The sequence below is a fragment of the Xanthomonas sp. genome (assembly GCF_017163755.1).
Taxonomy (GTDB): Bacteria; Pseudomonadota; Gammaproteobacteria; order Xanthomonadales; family Xanthomonadaceae; genus Xanthomonas_A.
In genome coordinates, this window is the sequence record NZ_JAFIWC010000045.1 from 1 (window position 1) to 20,618 (window position 20,618).

Here is a 20,618-nt window from a genome sequence, read left to right on the forward strand (position 1 = left end):
CCCCATGACCCCCCCCAACCTGCTCGACGCCCTGCAACGCGCCGGCACCCTGCGCACGCTGGACGTCGCCTTGGCGCAGAGCCTGCACCGCCTGGCGCCGGACACGGATTCCCGGGTCCTGGCCGCCGCCGCGCTCGCATCGCTGGCCGTGGCCAGCGGCCACGCCGGGCTCGACCCGGCCCGCGGCAACGTGCTGCTCGACCCGCGCGACGGCCCGCCGCCCGCGCTGCCCGAGGCGGCCGACTGGCAGCGCGCGCTGGCCGCCTCGCGCTGGGTCGCGCAGCCCGCGGCGGAGGACCCGGCCGCCGCCGACTGCCCGTTGGTGCTGGAACGCGGCCTGCTCTACCTGCGCCGCTACCGCGAATACGAGCGCCGCCTGGCGCAGGGCCTGCGCCGCATCGCCGCGCAGCCGCTGCCGGCCTTCGACGTCGCCACGCTCGCCCCGCTGTTCGCCCAGCTGTTCCCCCTCCCATCGGCGACCGAAGGACGTCCCCGTGGGAGAGAGGGTGCCCGAAGGGCGGGTGAGGGTGCGTCCGCACCCGATCAGTCCGACCGCCAGGCCCAGGCCGCCGCCCTCGCCCTGCGCCGCGCCCTGCTGCTGGTCACCGGCGGCCCCGGCACCGGCAAGACCACCACCATCGCGCGCCTGCTGCTGCTGCGCGTCGCCCAGGCCCAGGCCACCGGCATTGCCGCGCCGCGCATCGCCCTGGCCGCGCCCACCGGCCGCGCCGCCGAACGCATGGCCGAAAGCCTGCGCACGGCCGTGGCGCGCGCCATCGGCGACGGCATCGACCCGGTCCTGGCCGATGCGCTGCCGGCCGGCGCCAGCACCCTGCACCGGCTGCTGGGCGTGATCCCCGACCTGCCGCGCTTCCGCCACGACGCCGACAACCCGCTGCCGTTCGACCTCATCGTGGTCGACGAAGCCTCGATGGTCGACCTGCCGCTGATGTGCAAGCTGGTCGAAGCCGTCGCCGACGGCACCCAGCTGATCCTGCTCGGCGACGCCGACCAGTTGCCCTCGGTGGAGGCCGGCGACGTGCTCGCCGCCATCCTGCAGGCCGCCGGCCCCGGCGACGCATTGCAGCCGGACGACGCCCAGGCGCTGCAGCCGCTGCTCGGCGCAACCGTCGCCGACACCCGCAGCGGCGGCCTGGCCGGGCACCGCGTGCACCTGCTGCGCGGCTATCGTCAGGCGCAGGGCTTCGAACTGGCGCCGCTGGCCGATGCCGTGCGCGCTGGCGATGCCGACACCGCGCTGGCCCTGCTGCGCGGCGGCCACCTGGCCGGCGTGCACTTCCACGAAGACAGCGACGACCCGCTCGCCGCGCGCCGCGACGCGCTGCTCGCGCACTGGCGCGCGCTGGCCGACGCCGCCGACCCCGCGCAGGCCCTGCGCGACGCCGCGCGCCTGCGCCTGCTCACCGCCGTGCGCGCCGGCCCGCAAGGCGCGCGCGGGCTCAACGCGCGCATCGAGCAATTGCTGGCCGAGAGCGGCTCGGGCGCGCGCCGCCTCGGCGCCGCCTCGCCGTGGTTCCAGGGCCGGCTGCTGCTGATCACCGAAAACAGCTACCGCCACCGCCTGTTCAACGGCGACGTGGGCATCTGCCTGCGAAGCGAAGCGAGTCCCGCTTCGGGGCGGGACGCGCAGGGCACGCTGGTGGCCTGGTTCGAAGGCGAGGGCGACGGCCAGGTGCGCGGCTTCCACCCCGCCGCCTTGCCCGCGCACGAGAGCGCCTTCGCGATGACCGTGCACAAGGCGCAAGGCAGCGAGTTCGAGGAGGTCTGGCTGCAACTGCCGACGCGCGACGTGCGCGTGCTCAGCCGCGAACTGGTCTACACCGGCCTGACCCGCGCGCGGCGCACGCTGCACCTGGCAGGAAGCGAAGCCGTGCTGCGCGCCGCGCTGGCGCGGCATGCGGCGCGGATCTCGGGGCTGGCGTGGCGGCTGGGTGGAGAAGACGTTCCGGCCGCGGTCGAGGCGTCCCCGGCGCTCACTGCGCCCACGCAGGGCACGCTGTTCTGAATGTGCGCGGACGACGTGCCAGGGACAAAACCCCGGTGACCCACACGCCCTGCCTTCGAGACGATCGGAAGGCGCCAGTCCACGACACGATCCCGGAGGTCACCCGCAGTGCTTGGTAATTCAATTGGAACAGGAACGACATGACTCAAACATCGGATTGGACTCTGAGCCGGGTCGCCGTCTTCGACAAGCGCCGCGTCTATGTGCTCGCCTATTCCAAACGCGAGCCCGGGACCCGGGTCTTTCGATGGACCGGAACATGGGACAACTACTACGTTCAAGCGGTTTCCGCCGGCATATGCGCAGTTCGCGGCGCTTCTCCCGAAATTCTGACGCTGTGCGCCGATGGCGGCGTTCATCGCGCTGCGCCCGACGGGCAGGCCTACGAGGCGATGGTCGAGGAAAAACCCAGCAAGCACGGCCTGCTGCGCGACATCCGCCCGATCGGGGCAAGCGTCTATGCCACGGGCGTCGGCCGCCAGGTCTATGTGCGGAAGGACAGGCTCTGGCAGCGTTGCGACCAAGGCGTGGTCGAGGATCCGGCCGCCGGTAGCCTCAGCGGCTTCGAATCCATCGACGGATTTGGTGAAGACGAAATCTACGCCGCCGGCTACCAGGGCGAGATCTGGTGCCGCCGGCATGGCGCCTGGCAGCGAAGCGAACGTCCGACCCACAGCATCCTGGAGAACGTTCTCTGCGCCCCCGACGGCGTGGTTTACCTCTCAGGCCAGTCGGGCATCGTCGTACGGGGCCGTGGCGAGCGCTGGGAACTTGTCGCGCATGGGCTCACCGAAGAGACGTTCTGGGACATGGCCTGGTTCAATGATCGGCTCTGGCTTTCGACCACCAACGCGCTCTACACGCTGCACGGGGGCACGCTGGAAAAGGTCGACACAGGGCTTCCCGGCGATCAGACCTTCAGGTACCTGGACGCGAACGAGCAGTGCCTATGGTCCTCCGGTGAACGGCACCTTGCAGCGTCCGACGGAGCGCATTGGACGCGCATCCCGGGCCCTTGAGGCGAATGCAGAGAAGTACCTGGAAACCTTTGCCATCGATTCCGGACCAACACACCCGGGCATCATGTGGCATCGACCGTGCTGGATGAAGTGCCGCCGGACGGGCTGGTGCTGTCTGCGAAGACCGGTTCAGGGGTAAAGCCATCCGTGCCTGCTCCCGAAGGACGCGGATCTCTCAGCGCCCATCTTCGACGGCTGCACGCTGCAAGACGGCACGTTCGAAACGTGCGACTTCGGCAACGTGCGGCTCTTCCACGGATCCATCCTGAAGAACTGCCGTTCAAGAACGTCGACCTGCGCGCCGGTGGCCTGAGCGACAGCGTCTTCAACGCTCCGGGTCGATGACCGCGTCCATGGCCGCGATCCCGGCGCCGCGCGCGCCGCAGCGCCGGGCCTCCTCTTTCCAGCCGCGTACGGCCGTACGTACCTGTTCGATGATGTCGCCCGCCTGCGCTTTGCTCAGTCGGTAATACGCGCAGGTGTCCAGCAGCAGCCGCGTGTCGGGCGTGGGATCGTCCAGGCCGATCGCCAGCACGTGCGCGTCCTTGTTCGGATTGGGATTCACGTCGAAGGCCGGCGACAGCCGCCAGCCGCCCGGTTCGCGCAGGAACCCATGGTTGCGGAGGTGGTCGTCGCGGTTGCCGATCAGCACGTTGAAGGCGACGCGGCGATAGAGCTGATGCAGGTCGTCGGCAATCGCCGATGCCACGCCGTGATTCTCGATGGCATGGGCGATCTCGGCGTAGCTGCTGCCCTGGCTGTCGTCCACGTCCAGCAGGGCGAAGGCGGAGGCGTAGGCGCGGCGCTCGGTACCGGCCCGGTCGAAGCGCTGCACCGCGTAAGTGGTGCCGAGGTCGGACAGGGGCAGCGGGCGCGCATGGGGCATGGCGATCCCCGCCATCAGCGAGAGCCGGTAGGTCACGAACTCCCACAGGCCCACGTCGTGGCGATCGTCGGCGGCGGGAAACTTGGCCAGCCACAGCGTCCCATCGGTGTCGCGCACGCTGGCCTTGGGCCTGGCGCCGCCGAGCGATGCGCCGGGCGCCACCAATTGCTTGATCCACTTGATGTCATGGTCGCTGTCGTCGGTGTCGCCGCGTTCCACGCGCACCGCGATGGCCTCCAGCGCACGCAGCTCGGTCATCGGCGGCGCGCCCAGGGCATGGTCGTCCAGATAGCGGCCGTCGGCCGTTCGCAGCCGCAGCGCACCCATCCGGGAGGCGTCGTTGACGCCGATCAGATAGTCCCACGGACGCAGCGCGCGCACCCGTCGGTTGTGCTCGCGCGCGTCGATCACCTCGCGCCGGTCCATGAGGCGCTTGCCCAGCGGTCGGGCGAGCAGTCGATGAACGCGCCGGTCAATGCGCTGGCGCTATCGCGTGCGATCAACGGGCCGCGGTGCAGCGGCAACTGCGGGTCCAGCGCAAAGGCGCGGATCGGCGCGGCCTGGCTCGTCCAACTGTCGGTGTAGTGGAACTGGAGCGTGTCGCCCGTGCGGCTGGGCCGGCGGGTCAGGTGGCCCACCAGGGCGCGGCCGCCGAGCGCGGCGTCGTCCAGCCAGACCTCGACCTGGGTGAGTTCCTGCACGTCGTCGGCAGCGCGGCTCATGGCGTGCGCTCCCGCTTCGTGTTGGTGCGCCGCAGCTGGCTGTCCTGCAACTGGCGGCCCACTTCGTCGTTGCGGGCCAGCAGGTCGATGTCCTTGTCCAGGCCCAGGGCGGTCAGCACGCGCAGCATGGTGGACAGGCTGGTGGCGGGGTCGCCGCGCTCCAGCTTGCCCACGGTCGGCACGCTCACGCCCACCCGGGCGGCGAGTTCGGCCTGGGTCATCTGCCGGCGCATGCGCGCGGCGCGCAGCCGCTCGCCCAGGTCGCGGATCTGGCGCTGGGCACGGGGCATCGTGGGTGGGGTGCGCTTGGCCATGGAAGATTAAATTACATTTCCGGCCGGCAAATGCAACTTTATTTTATATTCTCCCATGCCCGTTCAGATTGGGGGCAGCCACCCGACGTGAGGGCGCACGCGAAGCCGACGCCGATGATCTTCGCAACACGCGGGCCAAGGGTTGCCAAGCTCGGCGGTCGCGTAAACCGCGTCGGCGGACATCGCCTAGACCGCCATGACTCCGCCATCGACGAACAGTTCGTGCCCGGCGACGAAACTCGCCGCATCCGACGCCAGGAACAGCACCGCCGCGGCGATCTCCTCCGAGGTGCCCAGGCGGCCGAACGGGATCATCTGCGTGAACGCATCCTCCGCGCCCGCATTGCGCTCCAGATAGTCCTGCATGGCCGGCGTGTGGACCATGCCGGCCGAGACCACGTTCACCCGGATGCCGCGGGATTTCAAGTCGGTCGTCCAGGTGCGTGCCAGCGACCGGATCGCCGCCTTCGTCGCGCCGTACACCGACAGCCCGGCAATGCCCAGGCTGCCCGCCACGGAGCCGGCCAGGATCACCGCACCGCCAGTCGTCATCAGCGGCAGCGCCTGCTGCACCGTAAACACTGTGCCCTTGAGGTTGATCGCGAGCAGGCGGTCCAGGTGCGCCTGGTCGATCTCGCCCAGCGCCGCGGTCTCGGACACCCCCGCGTTGGCGAAGACCACGTCCAGCCGGCCATGGCCCTGCCGGATGCGCGCGTACAGCCGGTCCAGGTCCTCCGGCACGCCCACGTCGCCCTGCACGCCCACCGCGCCGTGGCCGATCTCCGCCACGGCGGCATCCAGCCGGTCCTGGCGACGCCCCGTGACGTAGACCTGCGCGCCTTCCGCGGCAAACGCCTTTGCCGTCACCAGCCCGATGCCGTCGCTGCCGCCGGTGATCGCGACGACCTTGCCTTCGAATCGACTGCTCATATCGTTCCTTTTTGTATAAGTGGAGGGTTGCTCCACTTAGTATATGGAGGTAGCCTCCATTTCCACAAGACATCCCGAACGGAGCCCCTTTGACCGCCGACACTCCCTTGCGCGCCGACGCACAGCGCAACCGCGAGCGCCTGCTCGCCGCGGCCGAGGAGGTGTTCCTGGAGCGCGGCGCCGAGGCGTCGATGGAAGACGTCGCAAAGCGCGCCGGCGTCGGCATCGGCACGCTCTACCGGCGTTTCCCCACGCGCGAGTCGCTGTTCGCGGCCGCCTACAGCGAACACTTTCTGTCGCTGGCCGCGGCCAGCCACGCGCGCGCCAGCACGCTCGATCCGTTGGCCGCGCTGCGCGCGTACCTCGAGGACCTGGTGGTGCACACCAGCGTCTATCGCGGGCTCGCCGCCTCGCTCGGCGCGATGCTGCAGAGCGGCACCCCGGGGTGCGACGCCATCAGCAAGGAGGGGCGTCGGCTGTTGCGGCTCGCGCAGAAATCCGGCGTCGTCCGCCGCGACGTCAGCTTCGATGACCTCGTCGTGGTGGCCACCGCCACCTCGCTGGCCACCGAGCAACTCGGCTCGCCGAAGACGCGCATCGCGCACCTGATCGGGCTGTTTCTCGACGGCATCGCAGCGCGCGCACCGCGCGCGTAGCCGGGCGCGACGGGGTCGCCGTCGAAGCGCGGCACAGCGCGGCGAACGTCGCGGGAAGGCCGGTCTTCGCGCTCGGTGCCGTGGACGTGCTGACGCTGTTCGCACGCGCCAATGGCGCGCCGGGCCGGTGCCGCGCCGACGAGGCGGCGTTCGACACCCGCCGTGTCGCTGTATCGCTTCAGCATCGTGTCGCCGAACGGCGAGGTCCTCGCGGTCTCCGAGGCAGGTGAGGGCTGCGTGCGGTCGTACCCTCATCCGCCCCTTCGGGGCACCTTCTCCCGGGGGGGAGAAGGGAGGCGCGCACTGCTCGAGCCCCTCTCCCCCCGGGAGAGGGGTCGGGGTGAGGGTACGACCGCACACAGGCCCTCACCACACCGGCGCAAAGGCGACACCAGCTGCTCCGACTTTCGGGATCGCTCGGTGACGCTGTGGCGTGAGCCCTACCGTCCCGCGGGCGGAATCGACCAGTTCGCGACGTTCTCGATCGAGCGGGCAAGCGATCGCAGCCGACGACGCGCGCGTGGCCATTGCACGGCACATGCACGCTGCTCCGGCTCCAGCGTTCCTCCTGCGCGCTCGGCACCGGAAGGTTCACGTAGCCGCGCCCGCCCCGGCTCGATCGCTGGATGTGCGGCGAACGCTGTGCCAGCATGTTCGCGTGGAATCGGCATGAGAGCCATCGGGGGGTGGTGATGCAACAGGACAGGGAACGTCGCGGCAGTGCCGGCGCGCAGGTTTGCGCCATGAAGCGCAATGCGTCCAGCCGGCTCCGGCGACGTGACGCGTGAACCGTCCGCCGATCGCCGCACTGGAACGGCTGGGCGTAGCGCAGGACGCCGACGAGCGCGCGATCAAACGCGCCTACGCGGGTCTGCTGAAACTGCACCGGCCCGACACCGACCCGTCTGGATTCCAGGCGCTGAACGAGGCCTACCAGCAGGCGCTGTCTTGGCTGCGCCAACCCGTCGCCTTCGCGGAAACGAACGAACCCGTCACGGCCGTCGAGCAGGCCGCCATGCCGGTCGAAGCGCCGTCTGCGTTGCCCGACGCTGCTGGCGGCGTGCCGGTGCACCCGGCGGCACCGCATGCGCCCTCGCTCCACGACCCGGGCGCCTTGGCCCTGGAGGTACTCAGGCATGCCATCGACGACGCCCCGGCCGCGCTGCGCCTGTGGCTGGAGCAGAACCCCGCGCTGTGGTCGCTGTCGGACAAGGTGCACGTCGGCCGCGCGTTGTTCGACGTGCTGGAGCAAGGGCACCACTGCATCGAGAACGCCCGCTTCGACGTCCTGCAGCGGTTTTTTAGCTGGGATTCGCTCGACGGCGACGTGGATCCGTTCCAACTGGAAGATGTGCGGCACAAAGCCCACATCGCCTGGAAGCTGATCTCGCAGGAGCCGAGCAACGCCCATGTCTGGAGACTTCAGAACGATCTCCAGCACCTGTCACGTCCGTTCAAATGGCGCACTGCACTGTTCAATGCACTGCCGATCGGCGAGGCGGACCGCATCTGCGGCTTGCTGGACGTAGCGCTGCGCGTGCCAGAAGGAACACCGGTTCCCCCCGTCGTCGAGCGCAACCGCGCGTTCTGGCGGGCCGCCGCCGATCCCAGCCGGTTCACCTTCGACAGGATGATGGTCTACGCCGCGCGCTGCCTATTGATCACGGCCATTTTTTCGACGATCGTCGTTCCAATACTGGTCATCCGCGCCGCACCGTCCACCTTCTGGGGTGCAGTGCTGCACGCTGGACTGGCCTGGATGTATGTGAGCGCCGCGGTGGTAGGTTGCGCGGTCGCCGTCGGGCTATGCCAGTGGCAGTTGTTGCCGGATACCGCGCTCCGGCACGGGCGCTGGGCGCATCGGCTGTGCATTCCCATCCTGTCGGCCGCCACGCTATTGCTGGCCGACAGGCTGTGGTGGCCCATCGCCTGGGCGCTGGCCATCACCCTGCTGATCGCCGCGTGTATCCGCGGCTTCTATCGGCACTACGTCAATCCCTTCCATCAACCCGTCTGGCGGGCAGCACCGCTCTTGTTGCTGGTCTGCTTCGTCTCGGTCAATTCGCGCGTGATCGGGATTCCGCTGGTCTTCGCGCTGCTGTACTGGTTGCTGGACGCATGCCGGCAGGTGTTGCGCCAGCGCAAACGTGCGGCCGGGCAGCGGCGCGGCGCGAGCGGGTAGTCCATCGAGGCGCTCCGGAACACCATGCGGTCCCAACTCGAGACGGCGGGCGCCGCAGTGGATGGCGACGGCCGGCAACATGGCTCACCGCTTGTGCCGGGGCCGGCGTAGCTGGTTGCCCGCAGCGCGCGGCCCGGTTCGCCGCTGCGGTCCAGCGGGTCGATGTCCTTGCCCAAGCCCAGCGCCGCCCGCTTGCCGCATCGTCGCCAACGGTGGCCGTTCCCACGCTCGGGCTGCACGAGCCCACCCTGTGGCCAGCCGGTCCGGGCTCCACGCCGCCGCATGCGCGTGGAGCGCAGGCGCGCGGCCAGCAGCCGGTCAGACCACGGTGCAGCGGCCCGCCAGGCCTGAAAGCGCAATGCCGCCTATCACCGCCGTCGGCGCCGCACAGGCCGAACCGATGATCGTGACATCCAGGCCTGCGGCCTCCGGCGACAGCGCCGTATGCGTGATGCAGTGCTGGGTCATCATGCCGACCAGCCGGATCGCGGAGACGTTGCGGGAGGCGAGCGTCTGGCCGAGCGTGGTGCCGAGGAAGCTGTCGGCCTGATGTTTCTCGATCACTACACAACCGTGGAGCGCTTCGGCGATGGCAGGATGGAACTCGGCGCCGACGGTGCCGTCCGCAAGGAAGGGTCCGTCGCTCGGCGATGCGTGCCGGATGCCCACCACCACGTCGCCTGCACGCTTGGCCTGTTCGATCGCGTGCAACGCGCTCGCCAATGCCTGTCCGCTGTTTTCCAGCGCGAATCGGCCGCCAGCAAAGTAGTCGTTCTGGATGTCCACGACGATCAATGCGGTTGTCATTTCCTGCTCCTTCCCAGGTCGAGGATTTCGCCGTCTTCGGGAATCAGCACGCTGTCCTGAATCGACTTTTCGTGGACGTAGCGGCGCAGGTCCGCACGGGACACCGTCATGTGGTTCACCGCGTCCATATGCACGGCGACGATCTTCGCGGCAGGGGTCAGAGCGTGCACGCGCGAGGTGTCTTCGGTGCCCATGATGATGCCGGTATCGAAGCCTTTGACGCGCGCGTCGCCGGTGTTGAGCACGATCACCTCCGGCGCGTATCGCCGGATCGCCTGTTCGACGTCTGCTGTCCACACGGTGTCGCCGGCGAGGTAGAGGGTGGGCGCACCGGCTTTTTCGAACACCAAGCCCATCACGCTGCCCAGCAGCGTCGCCAGCGGCTCCACCGCGTACATGGCCGCCGAGCCATGCTGGGCGCCGATCCGGGAGATCTTCACCCCGCCGAAGGTCTCGTGTGCCGGCAGGATCCGGACGTCCCGGAACCCCTGCTCGCGCAACAATGCCGCATCGGCCTGGTGCTGGACGAACATGGGCATCCGCTTGGGAATCAACGACTGCGCGGCCGGATCCCAATGGTCCAGATGGGTATGGGTCAACAGCACCGCATCGACGCCTTCCAGGACCTGGGCGACATCGAACGGAAGCGCCACGGTCGGATTGCGCAGTTCGCTGCGATACGTATCGGGAAACCCGGGGTAGGCGCCCTTGGCGGCCAGCATCGGATCCACCAGCAATACCGTTTCGCCGTAGGTGATCTTCACCGTGGCATTGCGGATCTGTTGGATCGACGTTGCCGTGGAAGGGTTGGCTGCGGCGTTCGCGCTGGCGTGAAGGCCAAGCGCCAACAGCGCGCCCACTGCGAGTGACATCAACTTCATGGGTCTGTCTCTGTATCGATCAGTGATGCAAAGCTTGACCCCTCCCCTGTCGTGAGGATACTGGCCTGAGAGACCAACATCGATGAGATCGGGCCATGACGGCACACGACGCTACCCCATCCGGATCCGCCCCCCTTCGGGTGGTGGTGCTGGCCCCGGCCGGCGTCAGCGCGTTCCATTTGTCGGTGCCGTTGATGATCTTCGACCTGCCTGTCGACGATCGGGCGCTGTTCCACCTGCGCATCGCGGCGGAGCACGCGCGGGTCGCGCTGTCCGGAGGGCAGGTGGGCGTAACGCCGGACGGTGGCCTGGAACTGCTGGATCAGGCCGATGTAGCGATCGTCCCGGGTTGGGCGGATCTTGAACTTGCGCCAAGCGCGGCACTGAGCGCGAAACTGGTCGCCGCACACCGGCGCGGCGCGCATGTCGTCGGGCTGTGCTATGGCGCGTACGCGCTGGCTTACGCCGGATTGCTGGACGGTCGCCAGGCCTCGACGCACTGGCATGCCGAGGCCGATTTCCACCGCCGGTTTCCGAAGGTCCGGCTCGACATGAATGCCCTCTACGTCGATGAAGATCGGGTCGTCACCTCAGCCGGATCCGGCGCGGCGATGGACTGCTGCATACATATCGTGCGCAAGCTCCGCGGCGCGCGCCAGGCCAACCGGATCGCGCGGATGATGGTGCTGCCGCCCCATCGCGAAGGCGGGCAGGCCCAGTACATCGATCAACCGGTGCCGGCCTCGCCGCGGGACGCGTTGCTGAGCAAGCTGCTGGATTCCATGCGCGAAGACCTGCAGCAGGATCATTCGCTGGACGAATTGGCAAAAAAGGTCGCCATGAGCCGGCGATCGTTCACCCGCAGGTTCCACAAAGCGACGGGCATGACCGTGGGCAGCTGGCTGGATGCCGAACGCCTGCGGCGTGCCAAGGAACTGCTCGAATCCACCTCCTTGTCCATCGAGCAGGTGGCGGAGCAATCCGGTTACCGTTCGGCGGTGTCCTTCCGGCAAAGCTTCAGCCGCGCCTTCCAGATCAGCCCTCGCGACTGGAGAAGGGCCTTCACGGTGATGGACACCCCCCGCGCCGCTGGCAAGAGCTGAGCGCCCCTCGCGAGGTGCTGGTCATGAAGCGCTCGCCGACGATGCTGGCCGGTCGCAGGGCCTCTTCTACCTGGTGGCCGGGAAACAACGACGCCCGGGCATCGCATGCCCGGGCGTCGTGGCCATGCAGCGATCACTTGCTCAGGAAATCCAGCAGGTCCTGGTTGAGGCGATCCTTGTGCGTGTCCGCCAGGCCGTGCGGCGCGCCCTGGTAGACGATGAGCTTGGCGCCCTTGACCAGCGCCGCCGAGGCCTTGCCCGAGCTGTCGAGCGGCACGATCTGGTCGTCGTCGCCGTGGATCACCAGCGTCGGCACATCGAACTTCTTCAGGTCCGCGCGGAAGTCGGTGGCGGAAAACGCGGCGATGGAGTCGTACGTGTTCTTGTGGCCGGCCTGCAGGCCCTGCGCCACGAACGACTGGATCAGTGCCGGGCTCGGCGTGTGGCCGGGACGGTTGAAGTTGAAGAACGGGCCGGACGCGATGTCCAGGTACAGCTGCGCGCGGTTGTCCAGCGAGCCCTTGCGCAGTCCATCGAACACGGCGATCGGCAGGCCGCCCGGGTTGTCGGCGGTCTTCAGCATCATCGGCGGCACCGCGCTGACCAGCACGGCCTGCTTGACCCGGCCGGTGCCATGGCGGCCGATGTAGCGGGCCACTTCGCCGCCGCCGGTGGAGAAGCCGACGAGGGTGACGCCCTTCAGGTCCAGCGCTTCGATCACCGCCGCCAGGTCGTCGGCATAGTGGTCCATGTCGTTGCCGTCCCACGGTTGGCTGGAGCGGCCGTGGCCGCGGCGGTCGTGGGCGACCACGCGATAGCCCTTGGAAGCCAGGAACAGCATCTGCGATTCCCAACTGTCCGAGTTCAGCGGCCAGCCGTGGCTGAAGGTGACCACCGGGCCGTCCTTCGGGCCCCAGTCCTTGTAGTACAGCTGCACGCCATCCCGGGTGGTGACATAGCTGCCGCTCACGGTGGCGGCGCCGTGGACGGCGGCGGTGTGCTGGGGTTGGGCGGCAGGCGCGGCGACGCCGGTCTGGGCGGTGAGCGCGAAGAACGCGACGGCGACGGAGCGGGTGAGAGCGTTCATGGCGTGGAATCCTTGGGTGGAAGGAAGAGGAAAGGTGGGCGGCGGGTGGGCCGTGCCGGGCTGGCGAGGTGTACTTTGCGCGCCGTAGCGATACGATTGGCTGCGTATCGTCCTGAAAACTTGATCGAGAGTCCCGATGACCGACCGGCTCGCCGTGTTGCTGGAGCGCTTTTCCGTCACCGCGCAGATGTTCCATGCCGGCCCCCTGTGCGGGGTCAACCTGCTGGAGGCCGACGACGGCCCGGGCCAACTGCACCTGGTGAAACAGGGCGCGGTGGAGGTGTTCCATGGCGGCGCGTCGCACCGCGTGGAGGTCCCCAGCCTGCTGCTGTATCCGCGGCCGATGCCGCACCGCTTCGTCACCGATCCGGTGCGCGGCGCGGACATGGCCTGCGCCAACGTGCGGTTCGAGGGCGGCGCGGGCAATCCCATCGCCGCGTCGCTGCCGGCGTTCATCTGCCTGCCGCTCGATGCGATCGACGGCGCCCCGCCGGTGCTGGATCTGCTGTTCGACGAGGCGTTCGCGCAGCGTTGCGGTCGCCACTCGCTGATCAACCGCTTGTTCGAGGCCCTGATCATCCTGATCCTGCGCCAGCTGATGGAGCGCGGCGAGGTGCGCGGCGGCATGCTGGCGGGGATGGCGCATCCGCGGCTGCGCCACGCGCTGGTCGCCATGCACGAGTCGCCGGCGCAGGAGTGGACGCTGGACGACCTGGCCGCCGCCGCGGGCATGTCGCGCAGCGTGTTCGCCGGCGCGTTCCGCGACACGGTGGGCGTCACGCCGGGGCAGTACCTGCAAGGCTGGCGGGTCAGCCTGGCGCAGCAGGCGCTGCGCCAGGACCGCCCATTGAAAGTGATCGCCGCCGACGTGGGCTACGGCAGCGAAGCGGCGCTGTCGCGCGCGTTCAAGGCGCACGTGGGCCTGACGCCGCGCGACTGGAAGCGCGCGCAAGCGGTGAATTGAGTTTTATCTAGCGGTCTCTGGCGCACGACGTTCGCGGCTGGCCGTAGAATCGCGCTTCCAACAGTGAAGGATCACGACATGAAGCACAGGGGCATGGGACGCGGCAGGCGGTGCATCGCGATCGCGGGACTGGCGCTGCTGGCGGGGTGCACCGAAACACCCTTGCCGGAACCGAACGTGCACCCCTCTGCGGGCGCGCCGGGCCGCGACCCCGCCGTTGAAATGGCGAAGCGGGCCGAGCCTGGCCCGGCACCGGCCGTCGCCGGGCCGCCCACCCCCGCCACAAAGCCCTTCCCGTTCGAAGCGCCGGCGAAGGCCGAGCGCACGCCGGTCGCCTGCCGGATCGACGGCTTCGCGATGCCGGCCAACGCGAAGGTCTATGCGGCCGGTGCGTATGCCGGCAAGCCGGCCGACTTCCAGATCGACCAGAGCGGCCATTCGGCGACGACGATCCAGGTGGCGGTGCACGAACCCGACGCGCCGGTGGTGCTGTTGCTGGGCGCCTACGAACCGACGGTCTGGAGCGTCGGCTGGACGCGCGGCACGCGCGTCGTCGCGGTGCTGGCGACCGGCTATCACCGGCAGCAGGTGACCGGCCTGCCCGCCGCCGTGCCGCTGCTGGTGAGCACCTTCGACAACCGCGGCCCCTGCGGCTACGCCTACGTGGGCGGCGAAGGATCGTCCAAGCTCAATCCGTTGGCGCGCGCGGTGTTCGGGCGCGCGGTCGACGTGGCCTATGCGGCGCGCGATGGCCGCGCGGTGGTCGGCCACCTGCCGCCAGGCGAGGCGCTGGTCACCGACGCCGCGGCGACGCCGGTGGAGGACTTCCAGTTGAAGGGCGTGCCGCCGGCGGGACAGGCCGGCATCGATGCCGCGATGCGCGACGGCATCCTGCGGCCGGCGACGTCCGCCGACCTGCACGCATGGGACGCCGCACGCCAGCGCACCCTGGGCGCAGCGGACATCCCGCGCATCGAAGGCGGCGGCGCCGCGCGCGCGCCGGGCGTGCCGTACCGCAGCTACACCGTGCTCAAGCCGTTCGTCATTCCCGCCGGCCTGTATGGCGCGCATTCGGCCACGTTCTTCGTCGCGCCGGGCGTGCCCGCGCCCACCGGCAATCCCGGGCATTCGGCCGTGCGCTTCATCGAGACCGGCAGTTGCGTGGGCGCGACGTGCGGGATGCGGTAGGGGACCGGACGCACCAGCGGCGCGAAAGCCGTTAGTGGGCAAGGGCAAGCGGGCTTACGCAGTACGCCGCGATGGCAGGACGCAGGGCGGTGGGCAGATGGGGCCAGTCGCATCGAATCCTTCGGCCCGGCAGCCGCATCGGCCAGCGCCCGGATCGCGTCCAGCCGAGGCCGGGCGTGCGGTTCCGCAGCCGAAAGGCTCATGTCATGTCGCGTCCGGGCCGCCAGCAAGCTGACGCTGCGAGCGCACCGCGAAATAGCGGGTGGGCGAAAGCCCGAGCGCCTTCTTGAACATCGTGATGAACGCGGTCACCGACTCGTAGCCCAGGCTTTCGGACACCCGCTGCACCGGGGCGCCGCCGGCAAGCTCGCGGATGGCCACGAGCAGATGCAGCTGTTGCCGCCAGCGGCCGAAGGACAGGCCGGTTTCGCGGGCGATCAGGCGCGTCAACGTCCGCTCCCCCAGCGCCAGGCGCGCGGCCCACTGGGTGATGGTGCTGCGGTCCGCCGGATTGGCCGCCAGCGCATCGGCCAGCGCCCGCACCTTCGGATGATGGCTGACCGGCAGGTACAACCGTTCCGCCGGCATCTGGACCAGTTCGTCCAGCAGCACGCGCGCGAGCCGATCGGTATGCCCGGCGCGTGGATAGTCCGGCGGCGCATCGGCCAGGTGCAGGATCATCTCCCGCAGCATCGGCGAAATGGACAGCGTCACGCAGTGCTGCGGCAAGGCCACGATGCCGGGCTCCACGAACAGATAGCACAGGCGCGCATTGGCGGTGGCGCGGTTGCTGTGCGGCATGCCGCCGGGAATCCACACGCCGCATTGCGGCGGAACGATCCACAGGGCTCGTTCGACCTGGCAGGTCACCGCCCCGTGCAGGGCGAGGATCAACTGCCCCTTGCGGTGCTCGTGCACCGGGATCTCGGCATCGTGGTCGGCCACCTGCAACCGGCTGGCGAGCGCCGGCCGGTCCGTCTCGTCCGGGTCCAGGTCGAAGCCGGGGAGCGCAACGCGTGTCATTTCAGGTTGACCGGTTTTAGCGAAACGTTGTCATTGTAGCGAAATTCGGCGACCGGGCACGCTGCCTACGATGTGCCCATGCAACCGGATCCCACTCCTCCCCGCGCCTTCCTCGCGCCGCTCGCGTGGCTGCAGGCGCCGGCGCTGAAGGCCGATCGAGAAGCCGCGCTGTTCTCCCTCAAGTGCCTGGCCGCCGCGATCCTCGGGCTGTACCTGTCGTTGCGGATCGGCCTGACGCGCCCGTTCTGGGTGATCGGCACCGTCTACCTGGTATCCCAGCCGCTGTCCGGGGCCACGCTGAGCCGTGGCCTGTTCCGCCTGCTGGGAACGCTTGGTGGTGCGGTCGCCACGGTCGTGCTGGTGCCGCGCTTGGCCAACGAGCCGCTGGCGCTGAGCGTGGCGCTGGCCGCGTGGATGGGGCTATGCCTGTACCTGGCCATGCTCGACCGGACACCGCGTGCCTACGCCTTCCTGCTCGCCGGGTACACGACCAGCCTGATCGGGTTCCCCAGCGTGATGGTGCCCGGCGAAGTGTTCACCATCGCCATCACCCGCGTGCAGGAAATAGCCATCGGCATCCTCGCCGCCACGCTGGTCCATGGGCTGGTCCTGCCGCGCAAGGTGGCGCACCGTGTCCAGGCGCGGGTCGCCGCGATCCTGTCCGATGCCGAGCGCTGGACGCAGGACATGCGCGCGGGGGCGAAGGACGCGGTGCTGGCCGAGGATCGCGCGAAGGCGGCGATGGACCTGCTGGAGCTGCACACGCTGTCCGTCCACCTGCGCTTCGATAGCGCCCATGGCACTGCCCAGGTAGGGATGCTCCGCGCGCTGCACGATCGGATGCTCGACGTGCTGATGCTGTCCAGCGCCGTGGACGATGCGATGGCCGCACTGCGCGCAGCGGAGCGCAACTCGCAGGCGCGGGACACGGCCGGCCGCAACGGCTGGCGCGAACGGCTGCAGGCCAACCTGGCCGCGAACCTCGCCGAACTGGACACCGCGCATCGCGATTGCCGCGCGCTGGAAGACCAGTTGCGCACCGCCAATCCGCACTGGCGCCGGCAGGTTCCTGCGCGGCTGGCGAAACACGCGCAGGGCCACGTCCTGCACCGCGATCACCGCCTCGCCCTGCGCGGCGCCTTCGGCGCCTTCATCGGCATCGTGCTGAGCTGCGGCCTGTGGATCGCCATGGCCTGGTCCGACGGCGCAACGGCGGTCTCCATCATCGGCACGGCGTGCCTGCTGTTCGGCACCACCGAGGCGCCGGCCGGCCATGTCATGCGCTACCTGGCCGGGTCGGCCATCGGGGTCGCGGTCGGGCTGCTCTACGGTTTCGCGATCTTCCCGGGCCTGTCCGATTTCGTCGGCCTGGCGACCGCGCTGGCGCCGGTGCTGCTGCTGTGCGGGTCGTTCCTGGCGCGCCCGCCTTCCATCATGGGCGCGTTGGGGGTGGTGCTGACATTCCCACTCATCGCAGGCCTGGGCGCCACCAATGCCGCGAGCTTCGCGGGCGCGCTCAACGGCAGCGTGGCGCTGTTCGTGGGCACGGCCGCGGCGCTGTGCAGCATGCTGCTGTTCCAGACCATGGACACGCAGCGCAGCCGCAAGCGGCTGCTGGATGCGATCAAGCACGGCATCGCACGCCGCGCCGCCGGGCGTGGACGCAGCACCACCGGCTGGACGAGCCGCATGGTGGACCGGCTCGGGCTGCTCGCCCCGCGCCTGCGCGGCCATCCGGAGGCGGACCACACCCTGCGCACGATATTTGCGGACATGCGCGCGGCAAGCGCGGTGGCCGAGCTGCGCGCGATGGACAGGGAGCTGAAGGGGCACAGCGCCCGCGCCTGCCACGCCGAATTGATCGACACGGCGCTCGCCCATTTCCGCGCCCGTGCCAACCCCCCACGCGCGCTGGACGGGCGCCTGCTGGCATCGCTCGACCGCATGCGCGATGCGGTCCTTGCGGACAACGCGCCAGAACGCGAACGCGTGCTTGCGCTGCTGTCGGATCTGCGCCGCGACCTGCTGTCGCCGCTGATCGCCCATCGGGACTGATGCCATGTTCGCATATCTCTCCATCGATGGCGTTCTGGTGCCCGGCCTGCTGGCGGTGGCGCTGCTCGCGCTGGCGCTGTCGTTGATGGCCTCGAGGCTGCTGGCGAGCCTCGGCCTGTACCGCTTGTTCGCCTATCGGCCGCTCGTGGGCCTGTCGCTGTTCGTGATCCTGGTGGAGCTGCTGATCCGGCTCGCGCCGCTGCTTGGGAAATGAGATGAAACACCTGCTTGTCGTCATTGGACGTTGGAGCGCAACGCTTGCCGTCTTCGCCATCGCCGTCGTCGCCGCCCTGTCCCTCTGGAACAGATACGAACAGCGGCCATGGACACGCGATGGCCGGGTGCGCGCGGACGTGGTGCGCGTGGCCTCGGACATGGGCGGGCTGGTCACGCAGGTGCCGGTGCACGACAACCAGCGGGTGAAAGCCGGCCAGCTCCTGCTGGCGCTGGACCAGCCCCGCTTCGCCGCGGCCCTGGAAAAAGCGGACGCGCAGGTGCGCAGCGCGCAGGCCACGCTGAACCTGGCCCGCCGCGAATCCAAACGGGACATCGCCCTGGGCGACCTGGTGGCCTCCGAGACGCGCGAGCGCAACGCGGCCAAGGTCGATACGGAACTGGCCAACCTGGCGCAGGCCCAGGCGGAGCGGCGGGTGGCGCTGCTGAACGTGCAGCGCACCGAGGTGCGCGCCACCACCGATGGCATCGTGACCAACCTCGACCTGCACCCGGGCGACTTCCTGCAACCGGGCGCGCAGGCCATGGCGCTGATCGATGCCGGCAGCGTCAGGGTCGAAGGCTATTTCGAGGAAACCAAGCTCGCGTGCATCCGCGAAGGCGACGCCGCCGTCGCCCGGCTGATGGGCGATGGCCGCGAGGTGCGCGGGCATGTGGAGAGCATCGCCGCCGGCATCGCCGACGACCAGCGCTCGAGCACCCACAACCTGCTGCCCGCCGTGGCGCCGACGTATGCGTGGGTGCGGCTGGCGCAACGCATTCCGGTCCGCATCCGCATCGACGAGGTCTCTCCGCAGACCCGGCTCATCATCGGCAGGACCGCGAGCGTGACCGTTACTCCGAGTGCGGCGGGGAACTGCAAATGAGCGGCCAGGTTCGCCGCGCCGGCGCGATCGCGTTGGCGCTGTCGCTGGCCGGCTGCGTGTCCGGCCCGGACTACCGCGTTCCGGCCAACGCGGTGGCGGCCGCGCCGGACGCCAGGCGCGCGTTCGTGTCGGGCCAGGACGCGGCGTTCACGCTGGCCGAGCCGCCGGAGCGCTGGTGGCAGCTGTACGACGATCCCCGGCTCGACGCCTACGTCGCCGAAGCGCTGCAGGCCAACACCGACCTGCGCACGGCGGACGCCAACCTGCGGCGCGCCTCGGCGACGGTGCTCCAGTATCGCGCCCAAGGCGCGCTGCGCACCGACGCGAGCGCGTCGGCCACGCTGGCCCATGCCGGGGGCTACACCGCGCCATCGTCGTCGCCGCAGGTGTACGCGCTCGGCATCGATGTGGCCTATCCGCTGGACCTGGCGGGCGGCATCCGCCGCGGCATCGAAGCGGCCAGCGCGGATGCGCAGGCCGTCGCCGCGGCACGCGACCACGTCCGGGTGGTCGTCGCCGCGGCGGTCACCCGCGCCTATCTCGGCACCTGCTCGGCCAACCTGACGCTGGCGGCCACGCAGCGCGTGCTCGATACGCAGCGCGCCACGCTGGAAGCCACCCGCAGGCTGGCGGCGGGCGGGCGTGGCACCGAGTTCGATGTAAGCCGGGCCCAGGCCGCGGTCAACCGCAGCGCGGCGGCGATCCCGCATCTGGTCGCCGAGCGCCAGGCCGCCTTGTTCGAGCTGGCCGCGCTGATGGGCCGGCTGCCGGCGGACTACCCGCAGGACGTGGCCGGCTGCCAGCAGCCGCCTCGCCTGCGACGCGCCATCCCGGTGGGCGATGGCTGGCAACTGATCCAGCGCCGCCCGGACATTCGCGCGGCCGAGCGCAGCCTGGCGGCCGCCACCGCCACGATCGGCGTGGAAACGGCGAACCTCTACCCGCAGGTGAGCATCGGCGCCTCCGCGGGCGTGGCCAACTCGCTGGGCAAGCTCCTGTCCGGCGACAGCTTCGGCGCAACCCTTGGTCCCATGCTGTCGTGGCGTTGGCCCAATCGCAGGCTGGCCAGGGCGCGCATCGACGCGGCCGGCGCCAACGCCGATGCCGCGCTGGCGTCGTTCGATGGCGCGGTGCTGCAGGCCTTGCGGCAGGCGGAAACCGCGCTGTCGGCCTATGTCCAGGAGACCGACCGCGAACGCAGCCTCGCCCACGCGCGCGACGATGCCGCCCGCGCAAGCGGCCAGGCCGGGCGGCTGTATCGGTTCGGCAGGATCGGCTTCCTCGATCTGCTTTCCGCCGAGGCCGCCCTGGCGGACGCCGAATCGGCGCTTGCGTCCTCGCGCGCGCAGCGGGTCGACCGCCAGGTGGATCTGTTCCTGGCGCTCGGCGGTGGCTGGTCGGACGCGGGGTCGGACGCCGGTCGGACGAGAACGAGTCGATAGGCGCGATCCATTGCCGGCGCATGCCCACAGCCCGAGCGGGGGCCATGGCCGTGTTGGGTGGATGCAGGCAGCGCCCGGCAGATGGGGCCTCTTGGGCCGCGCCAGAAAGCGCCCAGGCTTCCGCGCGCGCACGCCCGGACGGCAGGCGAAGGCGGCATCAGGTCCAATCCACTGCGCCTCGTTCTGGTCATACATCAACGTCTCTCCCAGGATGATGCCTTGGAATAAACACG

Annotated in this window: 19 protein-coding genes; 11 read left to right on the forward strand and 8 right to left on the reverse strand. The window is 69.8% G+C overall.

Annotated elements, in window-relative coordinates:
• Positions 1-4 precede the first annotated feature (4 nt).
• Positions 5-2,026 carry an exodeoxyribonuclease V subunit alpha gene (recD, locus tag JR065_RS20365; RefSeq protein ID WP_206236332.1) on the forward strand — a complete coding sequence of 674 codons (2,022 nt, stop codon included), beginning with the start codon at positions 5-7 and terminating at the stop codon, positions 2,024-2,026.
• Positions 2,027-2,166: 140 nt separating this feature from the next.
• A complete protein-coding gene (locus tag JR065_RS20370; protein ID WP_206236313.1) occupies positions 2,167-3,045 on the forward strand; it encodes a hypothetical protein in 879 nt (292 codons plus the stop codon).
• A 325-nt stretch (positions 3,046-3,370) separates the two neighbouring features.
• Here JR065_RS20370 and JR065_RS20375 read toward each other — a convergent pair whose 3' ends face one another.
• From JR065_RS20375 to JR065_RS20390, 4 genes are all read right to left on the reverse strand, one after another.
• Positions 3,371-4,357 (reverse strand): type II toxin-antitoxin system HipA family toxin, encoded by a 987-nt coding sequence (locus JR065_RS20375; protein WP_206236314.1) that lies wholly within the window; start codon positions 4,355-4,357, stop codon positions 3,371-3,373.
• Complete coding sequence (locus JR065_RS20380) at positions 4,339-4,653, reverse strand: HipA N-terminal domain-containing protein (RefSeq protein ID WP_206236315.1); 315 nt, start codon at positions 4,651-4,653, stop codon at positions 4,339-4,341. Before JR065_RS20380 ends, JR065_RS20375 begins: the two co-directional genes overlap by 19 nt.
• On the reverse strand, positions 4,650-4,967 hold the full coding sequence (locus tag JR065_RS20385) for a helix-turn-helix domain-containing protein (protein ID WP_241093808.1): 318 nt from the start codon (positions 4,965-4,967) through the stop codon (positions 4,650-4,652). Before JR065_RS20385 ends, JR065_RS20380 begins: the two co-directional genes overlap by 4 nt.
• A 186-nt stretch (positions 4,968-5,153) precedes the next feature.
• The gene (locus JR065_RS20390; RefSeq protein WP_206236316.1) at positions 5,154-5,897 is read right to left on the reverse strand and encodes an SDR family oxidoreductase; all 744 of its coding nucleotides are present in this window, start codon (positions 5,895-5,897) and stop codon (positions 5,154-5,156) included.
• 89 nt (positions 5,898-5,986) lie between these two features.
• Here JR065_RS20390 and JR065_RS20395 point away from each other — a divergent pair, with 89 nt between their 5' ends.
• Positions 5,987-6,553, forward strand: coding sequence for a TetR/AcrR family transcriptional regulator (locus tag JR065_RS20395; RefSeq protein WP_206236317.1), 567 nt, complete (start codon positions 5,987-5,989; stop codon positions 6,551-6,553).
• A gap of 784 nt (positions 6,554-7,337) precedes the next feature.
• Positions 7,338-8,735: a J domain-containing protein gene (locus tag JR065_RS20400; RefSeq protein WP_206236318.1), complete on the forward strand. Its 1,398-nt coding sequence runs from the start codon at positions 7,338-7,340 to the stop codon at positions 8,733-8,735.
• A gap of 318 nt (positions 8,736-9,053) precedes the next feature.
• Here JR065_RS20400 and JR065_RS20405 read toward each other — a convergent pair whose 3' ends face one another.
• Positions 9,054-9,542 (reverse strand): isochorismatase family protein, encoded by a 489-nt coding sequence (locus JR065_RS20405; protein ID WP_206236319.1) that lies wholly within the window; start codon positions 9,540-9,542, stop codon positions 9,054-9,056.
• Positions 9,539-10,423 (reverse strand): MBL fold metallo-hydrolase, encoded by an 885-nt coding sequence (locus JR065_RS20410; protein WP_241093809.1) that lies wholly within the window; start codon positions 10,421-10,423, stop codon positions 9,539-9,541. The genes JR065_RS20405 and JR065_RS20410 overlap by 4 nt, the downstream gene beginning before the upstream one ends.
• 95 nt (positions 10,424-10,518) lie before the next feature.
• On the opposite strand from JR065_RS20410, the gene JR065_RS20415 reads away from it, so the two are divergent.
• A complete protein-coding gene (locus tag JR065_RS20415; RefSeq protein ID WP_241093810.1) occupies positions 10,519-11,526 on the forward strand; it encodes a GlxA family transcriptional regulator in 1,008 nt (335 codons plus the stop codon).
• Positions 11,527-11,659: 133 nt separating this feature from the next.
• On the opposite strand, the gene JR065_RS20420 is transcribed toward JR065_RS20415, so the two are convergent.
• A complete protein-coding gene (locus JR065_RS20420; RefSeq protein ID WP_206236320.1) occupies positions 11,660-12,613 on the reverse strand; it encodes an alpha/beta fold hydrolase in 954 nt (317 codons plus the stop codon).
• Positions 12,614-12,749: 136 nt separating this feature from the next.
• On the opposite strand from JR065_RS20420, the gene JR065_RS20425 reads away from it, so the two are divergent.
• Complete coding sequence (locus JR065_RS20425) at positions 12,750-13,577, forward strand: AraC family transcriptional regulator (protein WP_206236321.1); 828 nt, start codon at positions 12,750-12,752, stop codon at positions 13,575-13,577.
• A 177-nt stretch (positions 13,578-13,754) separates the two neighbouring features.
• Positions 13,755-14,765 carry a hypothetical protein gene (locus JR065_RS20430; RefSeq protein WP_206236322.1) on the forward strand — a complete coding sequence of 337 codons (1,011 nt, stop codon included), beginning with the start codon at positions 13,755-13,757 and terminating at the stop codon, positions 14,763-14,765.
• 204 nt (positions 14,766-14,969) lie between these two features.
• Here JR065_RS20430 and JR065_RS20435 read toward each other — a convergent pair whose 3' ends face one another.
• Complete coding sequence (locus JR065_RS20435; protein WP_343237310.1) at positions 14,970-15,710, reverse strand: AraC family transcriptional regulator; 741 nt, start codon at positions 15,708-15,710, stop codon at positions 14,970-14,972.
• Positions 15,711-15,866: 156 nt separating this feature from the next.
• Between JR065_RS20435 and JR065_RS20440 the strand changes: the two genes are divergently transcribed.
• The 4 genes from JR065_RS20440 to JR065_RS20455 are packed head-to-tail and all read left to right on the forward strand — an operon-like array spanning position 15,867 to position 20,385.
• Positions 15,867-17,843, forward strand: a complete 1,977-nt coding sequence (locus JR065_RS20440; protein ID WP_206236324.1) for an FUSC family protein — start codon at positions 15,867-15,869, stop codon at positions 17,841-17,843.
• 4 nt (positions 17,844-17,847) lie between these two features.
• Positions 17,848-18,057, forward strand: coding sequence for a DUF1656 domain-containing protein (locus JR065_RS20445; RefSeq protein WP_206236325.1), 210 nt, complete (start codon positions 17,848-17,850; stop codon positions 18,055-18,057).
• Between the two features lies 1 nt (position 18,058).
• On the forward strand, positions 18,059-18,943 hold the full coding sequence (locus tag JR065_RS20450) for a biotin/lipoyl-binding protein (protein WP_206236336.1): 885 nt from the start codon (positions 18,059-18,061) through the stop codon (positions 18,941-18,943).
• On the forward strand, positions 18,940-20,385 hold the full coding sequence (locus JR065_RS20455; protein WP_206236326.1) for an efflux transporter outer membrane subunit: 1,446 nt from the start codon (positions 18,940-18,942) through the stop codon (positions 20,383-20,385). Before JR065_RS20450 ends, JR065_RS20455 begins: the two co-directional genes overlap by 4 nt.
• Positions 20,386-20,618 lie beyond the last annotated feature (233 nt).

Excerpts from the sequence above, each read along its gene's own strand:
- JR065_RS20375 (WP_206236314.1), bottom strand. The coding sequence starts at position 4,357 with ATGGACCGGCGCGAGGTGATCGACGCGCGCGAGCACAACCGACGGGTG.
- recD (WP_206236332.1), top strand. The coding sequence starts at position 5 with ATGACCCCCCCCAACCTGCTCGACGCCCTGCAACGCGCCGGCACCCTG.
- JR065_RS20405 (WP_206236319.1), bottom strand. The coding sequence starts at position 9,542 with ATGACAACCGCATTGATCGTCGTGGACATCCAGAACGACTACTTTGCT.
- JR065_RS20420 (WP_206236320.1), bottom strand. The coding sequence starts at position 12,613 with ATGAACGCTCTCACCCGCTCCGTCGCCGTCGCGTTCTTCGCGCTCACC.
- JR065_RS20455 (WP_206236326.1), top strand. The coding sequence starts at position 18,940 with ATGAGCGGCCAGGTTCGCCGCGCCGGCGCGATCGCGTTGGCGCTGTCG.
- JR065_RS20410 (WP_241093809.1), bottom strand. The coding sequence starts at position 10,423 with ATGAAGTTGATGTCACTCGCAGTGGGCGCGCTGTTGGCGCTTGGCCTT.
- JR065_RS20380 (WP_206236315.1), bottom strand. The coding sequence starts at position 4,653 with ATGAGCCGCGCTGCCGACGACGTGCAGGAACTCACCCAGGTCGAGGTC.
- JR065_RS20440 (WP_206236324.1), top strand. The coding sequence starts at position 15,867 with ATGCAACCGGATCCCACTCCTCCCCGCGCCTTCCTCGCGCCGCTCGCG.
- JR065_RS20445 (WP_206236325.1), top strand. The coding sequence starts at position 17,848 with ATGTTCGCATATCTCTCCATCGATGGCGTTCTGGTGCCCGGCCTGCTG.
- JR065_RS20425 (WP_206236321.1), top strand. The coding sequence starts at position 12,750 with ATGACCGACCGGCTCGCCGTGTTGCTGGAGCGCTTTTCCGTCACCGCG.
- JR065_RS20370 (WP_206236313.1), top strand. The coding sequence starts at position 2,167 with ATGACTCAAACATCGGATTGGACTCTGAGCCGGGTCGCCGTCTTCGAC.
- JR065_RS20385 (WP_241093808.1), bottom strand. The coding sequence starts at position 4,967 with ATGGCCAAGCGCACCCCACCCACGATGCCCCGTGCCCAGCGCCAGATC.
- JR065_RS20415 (WP_241093810.1), top strand. The coding sequence starts at position 10,519 with ATGACGGCACACGACGCTACCCCATCCGGATCCGCCCCCCTTCGGGTG.
- JR065_RS20450 (WP_206236336.1), top strand. The coding sequence starts at position 18,059 with ATGAAACACCTGCTTGTCGTCATTGGACGTTGGAGCGCAACGCTTGCC.
- JR065_RS20390 (WP_206236316.1), bottom strand. The coding sequence starts at position 5,897 with ATGAGCAGTCGATTCGAAGGCAAGGTCGTCGCGATCACCGGCGGCAGC.